This is a genomic window from Ruthenibacterium intestinale (assembly GCF_040096265.1).
In the GTDB taxonomy this organism is placed as follows: Bacteria; Bacillota; Clostridia; order Oscillospirales; family Ruminococcaceae; genus Ruthenibacterium; species Ruthenibacterium komagatae.
In genome coordinates, this window is sequence record NZ_JBBMFA010000080.1 from 1 (window position 1) to 14,969 (window position 14,969).

Genomic DNA, 14,969 nt, shown 5'->3' on the forward strand with positions numbered 1-14,969 from the left:
TAATAACTGCATGGCATATCAAGCCAAATACAAGAGAAAAACAGCCACCGCCAAATAGTGATGCTCCCCACCCTGCATCGCACGTTCAAAACGTGCGCGCTTTTTTACAGTTCTTGTGGCAGCGAAACCTTTCGGGCAATCAGTGCCTTTGTGGGGATTCCCATTTCCGTAAACATATTTTCGTGCTCCGTGCGGATGTTCCAGTCCGGCTCATCAGCGTGGAGGTCCCTCGTCATCCAGGTGATCTCAAAACCCGCAGCGGGCAGATACAGCAACGTATCTTCAAACAGATCCTCGTCATCGCATTTGAACCAGATCTCCCCGTTTTCACACAGGAACTCCCGGTACAAAAGCAACTGCTTGGTGTGGGTGAGGCGGTGCTTTTTGTGCCCCGCCTTTTTGTTCCAGGGATTGCAGAAGTTGATATAGATCCGCTCTACCCGGTCGCCCGCGGCACCGGAGAGCATCGAGGGGATGCGCTCGATGTCATGGGTCAGGATCAGCACATTGTCCACCGGGCGGCCCGCCTGGGCGTACTCCCGGTCAATGTTCCGCTTTGCCAGAATCAGAACTTTGTCGGTCAGGTCGATGCCCACATAGTTGATCTGCGGGTTCCGCACAGCCAGCTTTGCCAAAAAGCCGCCTTTTCCGCAGCCCAGTTCCAGATGCAGGGGTTGGTCGGGACGGGCAAACAGTCCGTTCCATTTCCCCCGCTGCTCCATGGGTTCATTGACGTGAAACGGACAGGCCCGCAGTTCCGGACCTGCATAGGGTTTAAAACGCATTCGCATAAAAAATCGTTCCTTTCCTGATAGTGGAAATCAGTTGTTTTCTTCCGGCGGCAGGGTGCAGCTGCCAAGGCGCTTTTCGTTTGCCTGCACCGTCACGGAACCGTCCGCTTCCATACGAAGGGTATATTCCCGGTTTTTCAGCACCCGTTTTTCCGCCAGGCCATCCAAATTGCCGTCGGAATAGCTGACCACTTCCAGCTTCCCGTCCGGCTGCCGTTTGGCTTCCAGCCCGCCCCGATGCAATGTCAGTTCCATAGTCGCGCTGGTTTTCAGCAGCTGGCCATCCGTATCCATTGCCCAGGCTACCACCGTTACAAAGACCGGACAATGCGCCTGTTTCATGGGAGCGCCCGTCAGCGCCAGTACCAGCATGCGGTCGCTGCCCGTTCCCACCACCGTGGGAATCACCGCGCGCAACCCGCCCGGGCAGATTGCCGTGGGAAGGAAATGCCACGAAAGTCCCTCTCCGCCGCTGAGCGTGATTTGAACGTCCAATGCGGCACCTTTGGTATTCACCAGATCTCCAAAGGGCTTATACAGAGACAAACTGACGTTGGGGCTGTCTTCCCGGGGCAGCTCCGGCGGTTCTCCGGAACCTTCCTCTTCCGGCAAATCTCCGTCCAGTCCTTCCCGGCGCGCAGGCAGAGCGTCCGGCTGAGACAGTGCATTGGCCACAGCAGTTCCCCCCAAGCCCAGAGCCGTGGCGCCTGCAGCAGTGGCGACCACAGATCCGCCGCCGGTGGACACATGCCCCCAGTCCGTAATGTTCAGCAGTACATCTACTTCATAGCCCCAGGGCAGGTCTTCACCCGCTTCTATTTTCTGAATTCGGCCATCGTATTCCAGTTCCGCATTCCAAGTTTTCCCCTCCAGCGAATGGACGGTGGAAAACGCATAATAGAATGCATCCGCAGGAAAACTGCTGTTCCGCGCGCTTCCCATTTGGCCCTGCATGGTAGCCCGGAACACCGCTTCCGAATACGGCTGCTGCTGAACCGGCGCACTTTGCAGAAGGCTGCTGGTCTCCTCCCGATAGGATTGCGTATTTTCAAAAGGCGGACGCTGCACCGTCCGCGTCACAGGAAAACGAACCTCAATCTGACAGGTGCCATCCATGGTAAAAAACAAATCACCGGTATCTTCGATTTGGTCCACAGCGAGCAGTTGAACGTTTTCAAACGCAATGCGCAGGGTGCCTGCCGCATTGTCCGGCAAACCGGCCAGCATGCCGCTTTCGTCCGAAGACAGCAACAACCAGCGATTGGAATAAAAAGCAACCTGCTGCTCGACGCTCACCAGGTCAAAAAAAGCCGCACCCTGCCACATGCCGCCCTCGAAAGGATACATCCCGCTGGTATCCATGGTCACCGGGCTTTCCAGTGTAAAACTGACCCGCTTGCCCTCCTGCAAACAAACCGAACCGTCCGCATCCACATCCGGGCCGGTCAGCTGCATGCTCTCGCTCACCGAAGCAGGCGCTGCGATCCGCACACTGTTGATTTTTTCTTCTCCGCCGTCCGCAAAAGCGCACGCACCGGTCAACGCACAAAAGGACAGCAAAATTACAACCGCGGCGCACCGCCGCAAAACCGATTGCTTCATTTGCCTGCCCCCTGACCCGCCGGCTGAATCTGCCGCGCTTTCCACAATGTCCAACCAAGGCATCCCACACCGGCCAAAATCAGAGCCCCGGGCAGGACCCGTGCCAGCAGCATCCACAGCGCACCACCCACCAGAGGGACAGCCCGCACAGCGGCAACGGGCACTGCCGCAGCCATGCCGACGGCGAAGCCCGCGAACACACGGTCCACCGCGCTCCGGTTCACCGTGCGCAGCGCCTTGCGCGCCAGCACGATGTTCAAAAGAGTGATGAGCAGGCCGCGCTGTTTGGAAATCTGCTTGCCTACGCTGAGGAACAGCGCCACGCACACCATGCTGTTGACCAGACTTCCGTTTCCGGTCAAAAAGGGATACGACGCCAGCGCAATTCCTACGCCCAGCAAGCCGCAACCCAGCATCAGAGGAGTTCGATCGCCGGTCAGCAGACGCAGATTGCCATATTGGGGAATGCGCGCCAGCACAGTGGACACGCTCTCCTTTTTCAATTCTTCCAAAAAGTGGACGCGCCGCCGCTCATCGCCCTTGCGCCGGACCACGATGCCGCGAAAAAAGCTGTTGAAAATCACCAGCAGAATTGCCTTGCCGATCGTTCCGCCCAGCGCGCTGCCTTCCAGACCGCTGAGTGCGCCGGTCAAGAAATTCAACGGCCACAGGATCACCCACTGCACACCGGCTGCGCGCACCCAGCCCAGCAGAAGCCAGAACAGCGCCATCAATGCCGTGGGCGCCAGACTGTTCCGCACTAAAGTCCACAGATATCTGCCCCATTCACGGGCGCTTCGCTGTTTGAGATTCCCCATCGTTTTCCCCTTCATCCTTCTTATTCGTTCCGCATTACACAGCTGCCCAGTCGTTTTTCCGCCGCCTGCACGGTGATGGTGCCGTCGCTGTTTTTCGCCAGAGTATACTCGTGCTCTTTCAGCACCCGTTTTTCCGCAAGTCCGTTCAGGTTTCCGTCCGCATAGCTGACCACTTCCAATGTGCCGTCCGGTTTGCGCTCCGCCTCCAGACCGCCCCGGTGCAGTGTCAGCTCCATGGTGCCGCTGGTTTTCAGTATTTTGCCGTCCGGCCCCGCCGCCCAGGCGATCACTGTCACAAATACCGGGCAGTGCGCCTGCTTCATGGGCGCGCCTGTCAGCCCCAGCACCAGGGTGCTCTCACTTCCTGTTCCCACCACCGTGGGCACCACCGCTCTCAGCCCGCCCGGACACACAGCCGTGGGCAGATAGTGCCAGCGAAGGCCCTCGCCCCCGCTGACGGTGATTTGAATATCCACTGCGGCGCCCTTGGTATTGATCAGGTCTTCGAAGGGCTTGTACAGGGACAGGCTTACCTGCGGGCTGTCCTCCTGCGGCAGATCCGGCGGATCTCCGGAATCGTTCTGCTGCGGCAGGTCCTCCTCCAGTTCCTCCCTGCGCGCGGGCAGCGCATCCGTCTGCGCCAGTGCATTGGCCACCGCGCTGCCGCCCAAGCCCAAAGCAGTGGCTCCGGCCGCCGTAGCCGCCACCGGACCCGCATGGGTGGTGGCTTCGTTCCAGTCGATCACCTCGAGATAAAGCGTGACGAAAAGTGAAAAAGACGGCGTGTCGGCTGCATCCAGGCGCTGGGTGCTGTCATCGAACTCCACCGTACACAAATCGCCCTCATCGCTTTCTGTCCCCATCAGCAAAAGGCCGGCGGGAATGCCCCGAACCGGTTCCACCGACTGACCATTGGCGCCGGATACTCCAACGCCTACGGGAGAGTTGTGATATGTGGCACGGTAAACCAGCTCTCTGGGTTCGATCCGGGCCCACTCGCGGTCATAAATGCCACGCGTATAGGCCCACATCTCTTCATCCGTCGAAACCTGAGGCGGCGCCTCATATTCCAGAACGCGGTCAACGGTCATGCGCACCTCGACCTCGATGGTGCCGTCCATGGCCACATAAGGCGTCTCTATTCGGGCGGCATCGTACAGGTAGCGATACTGCTGCACGTTTTGAAATGAAATTTTCACGTGCACCACAGACCCCTGCGCCGGAGCGGCAAAGGTCACACCGGACTCGTCCGCCTGTGCCACCATGGGAACGCGCGCATTGCTGACCTGCGGGAACACCGCGCGCATCTCCGGTGCAGCACCGCCCTTAACCCCTACATTGATGGGTGAATCGAACCACGCCGCATCGATTTCCTCTTCGAACGTAAAGTTGCCGGACCGATCGCTGCGCAGCAACACCGTGCCGTCTTCTTCCACCGAAGGGCCTGTCAGCAGGGATGTCCCATCCGACAGGGTGGGCATCAAAATGCGAATGTTTTCAATTTCCTGTTCTTCGTTCTGCGCCAAAGCGCATGTGCCCCCAAACACACAAAACGCCAGCAGCGCCAAAGACGCGGCGCACCGGCGAAAAAACGACCTCTTCATGCCAGGTTCCCCTCTTTTCCGACACATATTATACAATGCGCCATCGGCCTGTGCAAGGCGCAAAAAAGGGCGGACCCCTCGGGGGCCCGCCCTTTTTTCATCTTATGCATGGGGATGTGTTCCGCCGGTCCAGCGCTCGGCTTCACACCAGACGGCACTGCCGGCCGCCAGGCTTTTGGGCACATCCAGAATGCGCTGGTTTTCTGACCCGCGAAAGCGCAGGTCCAAATTGCGCCTGGCCAGGACAAACTCTCCGTCCACCAGAATATCCAGCTGTGCGAGCAGATCTTTCTGGGCCTGTGTTCCCTCCAGCAGCTGCTCAAAGGTATAGCCGGTATAACTGGCGACCTCATACCCGGCTGCCTTCAGCATACGGGCCAGTTCGCCAAATGCCTCGGCCTGAGAGAAAGGCTCTCCGCCGGAAAACGTGACGCCCCGCACCAAAGGACTTGCCTTGATATGGGCGAACAGCTCTTCCACCGGCACATCCTTTCCTGTACCGAACGGCCAGCTTTCCGGGTTGTGGCAGCCCTCGCACCGGCGGGGGCAGCCCTGGGCAAAAATGGCGGTGCGGATGCCCGGCCCATCCACAATGGAATCTTCCATAATGCCCGCCAGGTTCAGCACCTGTCCCATATCAGTGAGACAGACCGTGTTTCACGCGGTCGCGCTCCTCAGCCTTTTTGGCATCGTTCCATTTGTCCATGGTGCCGACCAGATAGCCGGTGATGCGGCGGATGCGCTCAAAGCCCACGTCTTTGCCATATTTTGCTTCACGGTTCGTCTGAATAGCCATACTGTTTCCTCCCAAGCTCTCGCTTATCTATGTAATGTTGTGTTTATTGTATACCAAATTAGAATAGTTTGCAAGTACCTGTTTATTCACAGCCGCAGAAAGTGGTCACTTCCGGATACAGTTTGCGCAGCTCGTCAACCTTCTCCTGGCTCAGTGCCTCGCCTTCACGGCGGCCGCAGCGGGGGCAAACCTCGCCGATGACACCTACATACCCGCAGATGGGGTCACGGTCTACCGGGTGGTTGATGGAGCCGTAGCCGATGCCCGCATCGTGCATGCAGCGCACCACGCTCTCAAAGGCCTCTACGTTGTTGGCCGTGTCACCGTCCAGCTCCACATAACTGATGTGACCCGCATTGGTCAGCGCGTGATACGGCGCTTCCTTGTGGATCTTATCGTAAGCGGAAATGGGGTACCACACGGGGATGTGGAACGAGTTGGTGTAGTACTCGCGGTCCGTGACGCCGGGGATCTTGCCGTAACGCTTCTGGTCCATGCGGATGAAGCGGCCGGACAGGCCCTCTGCCGGGGTTGCCAGCAAACCGTAGTTCAAATGCGTCTCAGCGGCCTTTTTGTCGCAGAACTCGCGCATGTGGCGCACAATGGCCAAGCCTTTTTCCTGCATCTCGTCGCTTTCGCCGTGATGATGGCCGTACAGCGCAGTCAGCGTCTCGGCCAGGCCGATGAAGCCAATGGACAGGCTGCCATGTTTGAGCACCTCGCGCACTTCGTCGTTGGGGCCCAGCTTGTCGGAGTCCAGCCACACGCCCTGACCCATCAGGAACGGATAGTTGTACACACGCTTGGAAGCCTGGATCTCATAGCGGTCATGCAGCTGCTGTGCCACCAGTTCCATCATGGCGTCCAGCTTCTCGTAGAACAGCTTTTCGTCGCCGTGGCTCTCAATGGCCAGTCGGGGCAGGTTGATGGAAGTGAAGGACAGGTTGCCGCGGGAATAGGCGATCTCCCGCTCCGGGTCGTACACATTGGACATCACGCGGGTGCGGCAGCCCATGGTCGCCACCTCTGTCTCCGGATGGCCGGGTTTGTAATACTGCAGGTTAAAGGGCGAGTCCAAAAAGACATAGTTGGGGAACAAACGCTTGGCGCTGACCTTGCAGGACAATTCGAACAGATCGTAGTTGGGATCGCCCGGATTGTAGTTGACGCCCTCTTTTACTTTAAAGATATGAATGGGGAAAATGGGAGTCTCGCCGTTGCCCAGGCCCGCGTCCTCAGCCATGAGGATGTTGCGGATGGCCATGCGGCCTTCGGGAGAGGTATCGGTGCCGTAGTTGATGGAGGAGAACGGCGTCTGCGCACCCGCACGGGAGTGCATGGTGTTCAGATTGTGCACAAAGCCCTCCATGGCCTGATAAGTGGCACGGTCGGTGGCTTTCTCGGCACGGTGACGGGCATGGCGCACCACATGCGTTGCCTTTTCCTTATCCAGACGGCCGTCCTTCACCAGCTGCTGCGCGGCAGCCGCATCAAAGGTGGCAGCCTGCGACTGGAGCCGGGGCTCCTCGCCGGTGGCTTCGGTACCGGCGGCAATGGCCGCCTGCGTCAGCACGGACTCGTCATCGGTGTCCAGAACATCTTCCAGTGCTTCCTGCAGCTTGCCGGCATAATTTTTGGCAAAGGTCTTGCGCACGCCCTGTGCCATGGCGTAATCGAAGTTGGGCACGCCCTGGCCGCCGTGCTGGTCGTTCTGGTTGGACTGAATGGCAATGGCCGCCAGCGCCGCATAGCTGCCGATGCCCTGCGGCTCACGCAGGTAGCCGTGACCGGTGGAGAAACCGCCTTTGAACAGCTTGACCAGGTCGATCTGGCAGCAGGTGGTGGTCAGCGCGTAGAAATCAAAATCATGAATATGGATATCGCCTTCGCGATAGGCGCGGGCCTGGTCGGGCGTCAGCAGATAGGCGGCATTGTACGCCTTGGCGCCGGCCGTACCGATCTGCAGCATGGAGCCCATGGCCGTGTTTCCGTCGATGTTGGCATTGTCGCGCTTCATGTCGCTGATGCGGGCATCCACATTGGTGATCTCGTCAATGGATTTCATCAGGCTGGTTTTGGCCTCGCGGATGCGGGTGCGCTCGGCGCGGTACAGAATGTACTGCTTGGCAGCTTCTTCCATGCCGGCGTGCATCAATTCCTGCTCAACGGCATCCTGGATCTGTTCAATCTGCGGGGGTTCGTTTCCACACTCTTTTTCCAGCGCCTCTTCCACTGCGTTGGCCACGTTCGCGGCAACGGTGGCGTCTCCCTGTCCTGCCGCCTGCAGGCAGCGCAGAACCGCAGATGCAATTTTGCTTGCGTCGTACAGCACCACGCGGCCGTCGCGCTTCACAATGCTTTTAATCATGGTTTTTTATCTCCTTATCTCGCGCCGGAATCCCCCGGGGTGACGCCCCAGACCGTTCGCTAAATCTTGAATCCGCGTTCTATTATCACACTAGATATTGTGGATGTCAAGCAAAAGGAACGTAAAAAAATTTGCGTTTTTTTGTCCAATTTGCCAAAGGTGACGAACATTGATATAATAAACTCACGTGAATTTGGGAAGTGTGACAATATGCGATCACAACAGCGCCGCACCCCTGGCGGCGTATGCTATGAACTGACTCGAAAGCGGGTAAAAAACCTGAATCTGCGCATCCGCGCGGACGGAAACACCGCTGTTTCGGCCCCCTCTTTTGTTCCTGTTGCTGAAATCGACGCCTTTGTGGACAGCCGGGCGGAATGGATCAGCCGTGCCAAGAGGAAAATTCTGGAGCGAAAAGCACAAGATCTTGTGCCCTGCACGGTTTCACCCCAAGAGGCTCTGGAACTGTTTGAAGCTGTCAGCCGTGAGATTTTTCCCTTGTTTGCGGACGTTCTGCAAAATCAGCCTCCTCTTTTGAAGGTGCGGGATATGAAAAGCCGCTGGGGCGTCTGCTGCCCGGCCAAGCGGCGCATCACACTGGCGCTTCGCCTGGCGGAAAAACCCCGGCGGGCCGTGGAGTACGTGGTTCTGCACGAGTATGCACATTTCCTGCAGCTGAACCACAGCCCGGCATTTTGGGCCGTGGTCGAGCGCTTCATGCCGGACTACCGGGAGCGCCGGGCCCTTTTAAAAAGTTGATTGCGTCAAAAATTCATTGCAATCGCCGGTGAAAACGGGTATATTACTTATTTAAGATGTTTCGGCCCTTCCCGGGCAATCAAACCAAGGAGGTTCCTGTTTGGATAAGTATAAGCGGCTTGTTTCCAACACCATCCTGTTTGCGATCAGCACCTTTTCGTCCAAAATTTTAAACTTTTTTCTGACCACCTATCACACTCACATGATGGGCACCGGTGCATACGGCAGTATGGACGCGATCATTGCCATCGGCAACGTGTTCATCCCCATTGTGAGTCTGGGTATCTCCAACGCCATCATCCGCTTCGGCCTGGAAAAGGGCATCAACAAACGCAGTCTGTACACCAACGGTCTTTTGTCCCTGCTGTTGGGATTTATGATCCTGCTGATTCTGACCCCGCTTCTGGATCTTGTGCCGTTCATTGGCGGCACCATCGGCGACTACTGGCCGCTGCTGCTGATTTTTGTATTCACCAGCTGCCTGCGCACGCTGAACTGCCAGTTTGTACGCGCCCGGGAAATGGTGCGGCTGTATGCCATTGACGGCATTTTGTGCACCATTGCCAACCTGTTTTTCAATGTTCTGTTCCTGTCCGGATTCCATCTGGGCGCCACGGGACTGATTCTCGCGCTGATCTGCTCCGATGCTTCCAGCGCACTGTTTCTGTTCTTTGTCTCCCGCATCTGGAAATACATCCGGTTCCGGCGCATCGACACCCGACTGTTCCAGACGATGCTTCGCTACTCGGTTCCTTTGATCTCCGCCAGCATTTTCTGGTGGGTGACAAACACCAGTGACAAACTGTTCATCACCAGCATGTTGGGCAGCGAGGTGAACGGCCTGTTTGCCACCAGCTATCGCCTGCCCACGCTTTTGACCATCGTGGCCACCCTGTTTACCGAGGCATGGCAGATCAGCGCGTTTACCGACGGCACGCGCGCCGGACGTGAGGAGTTTTTCAGCCGTGTGTGGAACGCCTATCAAAGCGTGATGTTCCTGGCGGGCGCCGGCATTATTCTGCTGTGCCAGCCCATTATGAAAGTGTATGTATCCGATGCGTTTTATGCCGGTTGGATCTACATTCCTCTGCTCACCTTTGCCACGGTTTTTTCCAGCTTCGACAACTTCTTGAACAGCATTTACATGGCGGAAAAACGCTCGGGCCTGAGCCTGATCACCATGGCGGTGGGCGCCGTGCTGAACCTGATTCTGAACGGTCTTTTGATTCCGCGGTGGGGCGTGCAGGGCGCGGCCTTCGCCACGTTTGCCAGCTATTTTGTGGTTTTCCTTCTGCGGGCCGTCAACACCCGCGGCTTGATCCGGGTGGATTTTGCCCCCTTTGTGCTGTTCCTGAATCTTGCCCTGATGGGATTTGAAAGCTACTGGATGCTGACCGACACCCCGCTGTGGCCTTTGTGGTGCAGCCTGTGCGTGCTGCTGATGGCCATTCTCAGCTTCAGCAGTCTGTGGGACACAGCCAAGCATATCCTGGCCATGGGCAAGCGCCGGAAAGCCCGGCATTGAGCATCTGTTTTCAAGCGGAGCCGAACGGCTCCGCTTTTTTCATGCCGGCATTGACTTTTCCCTTTGCCGGGCGTATGATGCAGATATATTATTTAGATGTCCATCAAAGTAAAGTGAGGAGATTTTCATGACACAAACACCTGTTCCCATGCTCACCATTGTGTGCATCGCCGTCAGCGCCTGTCTTTCCATTCTGGTGCCTGTTGCGCTCCTGATCGGATGCCGTGTGCGATTCGGCCGTGGGCCGAAAGCTGCCGCTGTGGGTGCACTTTGCTTTTTCGTGAGCGTCATGGTTTTGGAAACTCTGCTGCACCAGGTGGTGTTTTCTCTTTTCCCGGCCCTTCCTTTTCTGCCGGCCGCCTATGTGCTGTACGGCTGTCTGGCATCCGGCCTGTTTGAAGAGACCGCCCGCCTGTTGGGCCTGAAATGGCTGTGCCGCAAAGACCCCGATTTTGTCACCGGCCTGGGATACGGCATCGGACACGGCGGCTTTGAAGCCGTTGTGATGGTGGGAATCAATCTGGTTGCCAGCTTGGTTCTGGTACTGGCCCTGAACCACGGCGCCGATCTGGCTTCCGGGCTGACGCAGGCGCAGATAGATGTTTTTTCCTCCACTCCCTCCACTGCTTTCCTGTGGAGCGGCGCGGAACGGCTGATCTCCATCTGCCTGCACATCGCTCTGTCTGTTCTGATTTGGATGGTGGTGACCAAACGTATTTCCCACTGGTTTTACTGGGTGTCCGTAGGGCTGCACGCTTTGAGTAATGCGGGCGCCGCATTGTATCAGTGTGGCGTTTGGACCAGTCTTCCTCTCACCGAGCTCTGGACGCTGTGCACTACAGTCCTGACTGTGGCACTGGTCGTTTTTCTGTTGAAAAGGCAACCCCATAAAGAGTTTTCGGCTTGATCGAAGCGCCGCATCCGGTTGGATGCGGCGCTTTTTCACGAGAAAAAATATTTTTGTTATTGACATTTAATATCAATAAGGATATAATATTATCAATAGGAAATTCTTCCAGTGCAAAACCAGCCGGAAGGACTTCGGCGCATGTGGGTGCCTGATCCCATAAATTTAAACGATGAAGGAGATAAAACCATGAGAAGCATCACAACACTTGATCTGCAGTACGCCCACCGTTTTTACGGCTTCAAAGGCGAAGCCCAGTATCTTCACGGACACACCGGAGTTCTCACCATCGAAGTAGAAGGCTCGGTCAATCCTGGCGTCAACATGGTATTCCCCTGCAACGAGATCCAGAAGACCGCCTGGGAAGTTTTGAAAAATTTCGACCACGCCCTGATCCTGCGGGAGGATGATCCCCTGCTGCCGGCGGTACTTGCCGTCTACGAAAAGCAGGGCATCAAAGACGGAGCCCCGAACAATGTGATGAAAGGGCCTGCGTTCCAGACAGAACTGGCCACTGCTTACCCCGAATGCCGCCTGGTCGTCACCAAAGAAACCATGACGGTAGAGGGCATGATCAAAATCGTTTACGAGCTTTTGAAAGATAAGCTGAACATTGTGAAGCTCACCTTCTCCAGTGGTGTGAACATGGCTTCGCAGGAATACGAACCGCATCTGGAAGTAGAGCGCTGCCCGTTGTGCGGCATTGCGCTGAATGAAAACGGCGTCTGCCCCAAATGCGGATACCGCAAACCGTAAAGAAAAAAGCCGCCCCGAGAGGGCGGCTTTTCTGTTTTAAAACTCAATGCCCGGCCGGGCGGCGAGCCCCTGTTCATAGGGGTGGCGATGGCAGCGCATCTCGGTGGAATAATCCGCAGCCTCCCGCATCCAGTCTGCGGGCTGACGGCCGGTCAGGACGACCTCCCGGGAAAAGGGACGGTCCAGGACCGCCTCGCGCAGGAGGGATTCGTCCACCATATGAAGGGCACAGGCAGCGCAGGCCTCGTCCAGAATCAGCACATCGGACGGTTCTTCCAGCGCCCGGCGCAGATGTTCCGTCTGCATACGGGCGGTCTCTTCCTTTTCCTGTTCTGTCATTTGAAATACAAATTTCTGCCCGGCTTTTCCCCGGTACACAGCCGCGCCCAGCTGCTCCAGCAAGCCGATTTCACCGGTGGGAGCGCCTTTCAAAAACTGCACCACAGTGACGCACAGGCCATTGCCCAGCGCCCGCAGCGCCAGCCCCATGGCCGCTGTGGTCTTTCCCTTTCCCTCGCCCCAATACAAATGGATTTTTCCCTGCTGTTCCATACGGCACCTCCAACCTTTTTACCGCATCATACCACAAAAGGCGGGATCCCGAAAGACCCCGCCCAGATTTTTAAACCCAAAGAGGATTATCCCACAGCGTCAGCTTGGTGCCGAGCCCCAGCTTCTGCGCCTCTTTGTACAGCATGTTTGCAATGAGGATGTCCACGGAGCCAACCCCCAGCGTACCGCAGAAAATAAACTCGTCGTCATTTTCACGGCCCAGGTTCTCCACTACCATCTGGGGCATCTCCACTACGTCTTCCTGATTCAGCCGGCCCTCATGGTACAGCTTGCCTTCCAGCGTGCCGTTGTAATGAGAAAGCTGCGCCCAGTTGTCCACAAAAATTTTGTCCGCACCGGTCAGCACGTCCTCTTCATAGGAGGCTGCCTCCATCTGAATGACCGTGGCATTGGACTTGATCCACTCTTTTTTCAGGAAGGGCTTCGCAGCCGTGGTCTCGGTGACCACAACATCCGCGTCCTTCAAAGCGGTCTGTGCATCGGTGCAGGGCACCACATGGTAAGTTCCTTTGAATTCGTCCGCCAGAGCCTGCGCTTTTTTCTCGTCCAGATCCACCATATAAATGGTCTCCAGGCCGGGCAGCACTTCCATCATGGCCATAATCATGGTGCGGCCGATCACGCCTGCCCCGAACAACGCCGCCACTTTGGAATTTTTGCGTGCGTTGTACTTGGCCATTACGCCGGCCGCCGCACTGGTGCGCATGGCCGTTGTGATGGTTCCGTCCAGAATTGCTTTGGGGAACACTGTGTGCGGATCGCTGAGCACAACAATGTCCACGCCGTAGGGCAACCCCTTGGACGGGTTCGCCTTGGCCTCCGACGCCCATTTGAAGCCGACCACGTCCTCGTCTCCTCCAATATAGGAAGGCATGGACATGCAGTAGGAATCCCAGTCATCTGCATCCATTTCCGGCATGCGCAGCTGCACTTTTGGCGGATTGCTGACCTTGCCCTCTCCCAAAAGACGGAAGGTTTTTTCCGTCGCCTCCAGAATTTTTTTCATATCCAACAGGCCCGCCTGAATGACGTCTTCCTGCTTTAAAAACAAAATTTCCGGTACCATTTCCAACACCTCTGCTTCTTTCTGCCCCGTTCACAGCGGGAGCTGCTGTCTTCAGCAACTCCCATTATAGCACCCAAATTCATAAAATCAAGTAAATTATGAATATTTATTCAATAAATTGCAAAACAAACGCCCTCTCCTGCATCCGTTGCTGAGAGGGCGTCGGTTCAGTTCTGCTTTTGGACGATTTTGTATTCATCATCCATCTGAAAAAACGGGCATTCGCGCGTGCGGCCACCCAGGCAGTCACACATTTCGTCTTCGTCCAAAGGAACACAGCACACCCGCATGCCGTACTCCTCGTCCCACACATAATTCAGGCACCATTCGCAGCTGGTCATGATTCAGACTCCCTCACGTAGGTTTCCCCTGTCAGGAAGGCATCCAGGCGGGCAGCTTCCTCTTCAAAATCGCAGCCGATCACCGAACGGCCCGAAGGCAGGTTGATGCCCCAGCAGTAGTCCTGGTCGGGAACGGTGATCTGGTCCGCGTCACTGGTGAGCAGAGCCGGCATCTTGAACGCAAGCTGCCACAATTCGCCGTTGGTCAGGTTGGTCTCAATCATGGGCAGCAGCTTGTCCGCGATCAGGTTGATTTTGGCCGGACTCAGGGTCGCGATCTGGTCGGCTGCACCCTGAATCACTTCCTGTTGGCGCTCCACACGCTTCCAGTCGCTGTCCAAATGGCGGATGCGGGCGTACACCAGCGCGGTGGGACCGTCCAGGCGCGCCTCGCCGGCTTCCCACTTGTCCTCGCCGGCAATATCATTCATGTACGCAGCCTCTTCTTCGCTCAGGTCCACCACTACACCGCCGATATCGGTGATTCCCTCTTCAAATACGGTGAAGTTCACACGCACATACTTGCTCACATCCACCTTATAATAATCGCGCAGCGTTTTTAACAGCAGTTCGGGACCGCCGTATGCATACGTATGCGTCAGCCAGTCATCGCCATGGTTGGGAATGGACACGCCCACGCCGCGTTCAAAAGACGCCAGCTTCCAGGTGTTGTCCTTGCTGTTGATGGACAGCAGCATCATGCTGTCTGCACGGCCGGTGTCCGACTTGTTCTCCTCCCGCTCGTCCGAACCGATGAGCAGAATATTGGTAATATCCTCGTGAACGTTGACGTCACCCTCCGGCGGCGCGATGTTTCCGCCGTTCTCCATCACATCAATATAGTCCAGGTCCAGATGCTCAAATGACAGCTCCTCGTCCTCCGGAATGGATTCCGCAATGCTGTAGCTGCCCGATGTGGGGCGGGAGAGCATACTCATTTTGCTGTTGATGTAAATGACACCGGCCACCACCACAAGAAGCAGCAGCGCCAGCGCGGACGCAAGAACGATCAATGCGATCTTCGCACGCTTGGAAAGCTTCTTTTTCATTTTCAGTTTCCTCC

At 56.7% G+C, this 14,969-nt stretch carries 15 protein-coding genes; 4 read left to right on the forward strand and 11 right to left on the reverse strand.

Features of this window, described 5'->3' with window-relative positions; genetic code table 11:
• Nucleotides 1-104: 104 nt before the first annotated feature.
• From trmB to WMO24_RS06260, 7 genes are all read right to left on the reverse strand, one after another.
• Complete coding sequence (gene trmB / locus WMO24_RS06230) at nucleotides 105-791, reverse strand: tRNA (guanosine(46)-N7)-methyltransferase TrmB (RefSeq protein ID WP_349215451.1); 687 nt, start codon at nucleotides 789-791, stop codon at nucleotides 105-107.
• Between the two features lie 30 nt (nucleotides 792-821).
• Complete coding sequence (locus WMO24_RS06235; protein ID WP_349215452.1) at nucleotides 822-2,393, reverse strand: hypothetical protein; 1,572 nt, start codon at nucleotides 2,391-2,393, stop codon at nucleotides 822-824.
• Complete coding sequence (locus WMO24_RS06240; RefSeq protein WP_349215453.1) at nucleotides 2,390-3,211, reverse strand: hypothetical protein; 822 nt, start codon at nucleotides 3,209-3,211, stop codon at nucleotides 2,390-2,392. Before WMO24_RS06240 ends, WMO24_RS06235 begins: the two co-directional genes overlap by 4 nt.
• 20 nt (nucleotides 3,212-3,231) lie before the next feature.
• Nucleotides 3,232-4,815, reverse strand: a complete 1,584-nt coding sequence (locus tag WMO24_RS06245) for a hypothetical protein (protein WP_349215454.1) — start codon at nucleotides 4,813-4,815, stop codon at nucleotides 3,232-3,234.
• A gap of 102 nt (nucleotides 4,816-4,917) precedes the next feature.
• A complete protein-coding gene (gene nrdG, locus WMO24_RS06250) occupies nucleotides 4,918-5,451 on the reverse strand; it encodes an anaerobic ribonucleoside-triphosphate reductase activating protein (RefSeq protein ID WP_349215455.1) in 534 nt (177 codons plus the stop codon).
• Nucleotide 5,452: 1 nt separating this feature from the next.
• Nucleotides 5,453-5,611, reverse strand: a complete 159-nt coding sequence (nrdD, locus tag WMO24_RS06255) for an anaerobic ribonucleoside-triphosphate reductase (RefSeq protein ID WP_349215457.1) — start codon at nucleotides 5,609-5,611, stop codon at nucleotides 5,453-5,455.
• A gap of 82 nt (nucleotides 5,612-5,693) precedes the next feature.
• Nucleotides 5,694-7,979 carry an anaerobic ribonucleoside triphosphate reductase gene (locus WMO24_RS06260; protein WP_349215459.1) on the reverse strand — a complete coding sequence of 762 codons (2,286 nt, stop codon included), beginning with the start codon at nucleotides 7,977-7,979 and terminating at the stop codon, nucleotides 5,694-5,696.
• A 210-nt stretch (nucleotides 7,980-8,189) separates the two neighbouring features.
• Between WMO24_RS06260 and WMO24_RS06265 the strand changes: the two genes are divergently transcribed.
• From WMO24_RS06265 to WMO24_RS06280, 4 genes are all read left to right on the forward strand, one after another.
• A complete protein-coding gene (locus WMO24_RS06265; RefSeq protein ID WP_349215460.1) occupies nucleotides 8,190-8,738 on the forward strand; it encodes a M48 family metallopeptidase in 549 nt (182 codons plus the stop codon).
• A 100-nt stretch (nucleotides 8,739-8,838) separates the two neighbouring features.
• Nucleotides 8,839-10,263 (forward strand): lipopolysaccharide biosynthesis protein, encoded by a 1,425-nt coding sequence (locus WMO24_RS06270; protein ID WP_349215461.1) that lies wholly within the window; start codon nucleotides 8,839-8,841, stop codon nucleotides 10,261-10,263.
• 127 nt (nucleotides 10,264-10,390) lie between these two features.
• Nucleotides 10,391-11,170, forward strand: a complete 780-nt coding sequence (locus WMO24_RS06275) for a YhfC family glutamic-type intramembrane protease (protein WP_349215462.1) — start codon at nucleotides 10,391-10,393, stop codon at nucleotides 11,168-11,170.
• Between the two features lie 189 nt (nucleotides 11,171-11,359).
• Nucleotides 11,360-11,926 carry a 6-pyruvoyl trahydropterin synthase family protein gene (locus WMO24_RS06280; RefSeq protein WP_349215464.1) on the forward strand — a complete coding sequence of 189 codons (567 nt, stop codon included), beginning with the start codon at nucleotides 11,360-11,362 and terminating at the stop codon, nucleotides 11,924-11,926.
• 36 nt (nucleotides 11,927-11,962) lie between these two features.
• On the opposite strand, the gene WMO24_RS06285 is transcribed toward WMO24_RS06280, so the two are convergent.
• The 4 genes from WMO24_RS06285 to WMO24_RS06300 form a co-directional block, all read right to left on the reverse strand.
• Nucleotides 11,963-12,478 (reverse strand): cob(I)yrinic acid a,c-diamide adenosyltransferase, encoded by a 516-nt coding sequence (locus tag WMO24_RS06285; RefSeq protein ID WP_349215465.1) that lies wholly within the window; start codon nucleotides 12,476-12,478, stop codon nucleotides 11,963-11,965.
• Nucleotides 12,479-12,548: 70 nt separating this feature from the next.
• Nucleotides 12,549-13,565 carry an ornithine cyclodeaminase family protein gene (locus WMO24_RS06290; RefSeq protein WP_349215467.1) on the reverse strand — a complete coding sequence of 339 codons (1,017 nt, stop codon included), beginning with the start codon at nucleotides 13,563-13,565 and terminating at the stop codon, nucleotides 12,549-12,551.
• 167 nt (nucleotides 13,566-13,732) lie between these two features.
• The gene (locus tag WMO24_RS06295) at nucleotides 13,733-13,906 is read right to left on the reverse strand and encodes a DUF6472 family protein (RefSeq protein WP_349215468.1); all 174 of its coding nucleotides are present in this window, start codon (nucleotides 13,904-13,906) and stop codon (nucleotides 13,733-13,735) included.
• Nucleotides 13,903-14,955, reverse strand: a complete 1,053-nt coding sequence (locus tag WMO24_RS06300; RefSeq protein ID WP_349215469.1) for an LCP family protein — start codon at nucleotides 14,953-14,955, stop codon at nucleotides 13,903-13,905. Before WMO24_RS06300 ends, WMO24_RS06295 begins: the two co-directional genes overlap by 4 nt.
• Between the last annotated feature and the right edge of the window lie 14 nt (nucleotides 14,956-14,969).

Bases quoted from the DNA above. Each gene is read 5' to 3' on its own strand.
- WMO24_RS06265 (WP_349215460.1), top strand. From the start codon at position 8,190: ATGCGATCACAACAGCGCCGCACCCCTGGCGGCGTATGCTATGAACTG.
- WMO24_RS06245 (WP_349215454.1), bottom strand. From the start codon at position 4,815: ATGAAGAGGTCGTTTTTTCGCCGGTGCGCCGCGTCTTTGGCGCTGCTG.
- WMO24_RS06235 (WP_349215452.1), bottom strand. From the start codon at position 2,393: ATGAAGCAATCGGTTTTGCGGCGGTGCGCCGCGGTTGTAATTTTGCTG.
- WMO24_RS06285 (WP_349215465.1), bottom strand. From the start codon at position 12,478: ATGGAACAGCAGGGAAAAATCCATTTGTATTGGGGCGAGGGAAAGGGA.
- WMO24_RS06240 (WP_349215453.1), bottom strand. From the start codon at position 3,211: ATGGGGAATCTCAAACAGCGAAGCGCCCGTGAATGGGGCAGATATCTG.
- WMO24_RS06290 (WP_349215467.1), bottom strand. From the start codon at position 13,565: ATGGTACCGGAAATTTTGTTTTTAAAGCAGGAAGACGTCATTCAGGCG.
- WMO24_RS06300 (WP_349215469.1), bottom strand. From the start codon at position 14,955: ATGAAAAAGAAGCTTTCCAAGCGTGCGAAGATCGCATTGATCGTTCTT.
- trmB (WP_349215451.1), bottom strand. From the start codon at position 791: ATGCGAATGCGTTTTAAACCCTATGCAGGTCCGGAACTGCGGGCCTGT.
- WMO24_RS06260 (WP_349215459.1), bottom strand. From the start codon at position 7,979: ATGATTAAAAGCATTGTGAAGCGCGACGGCCGCGTGGTGCTGTACGAC.
- WMO24_RS06275 (WP_349215462.1), top strand. From the start codon at position 10,391: ATGACACAAACACCTGTTCCCATGCTCACCATTGTGTGCATCGCCGTC.
- nrdD (WP_349215457.1), bottom strand. From the start codon at position 5,611: ATGGCTATTCAGACGAACCGTGAAGCAAAATATGGCAAAGACGTGGGC.
- WMO24_RS06280 (WP_349215464.1), top strand. From the start codon at position 11,360: ATGAGAAGCATCACAACACTTGATCTGCAGTACGCCCACCGTTTTTAC.
- WMO24_RS06295 (WP_349215468.1), bottom strand. From the start codon at position 13,906: ATGACCAGCTGCGAATGGTGCCTGAATTATGTGTGGGACGAGGAGTAC.
- nrdG (WP_349215455.1), bottom strand. From the start codon at position 5,451: ATGGGACAGGTGCTGAACCTGGCGGGCATTATGGAAGATTCCATTGTG.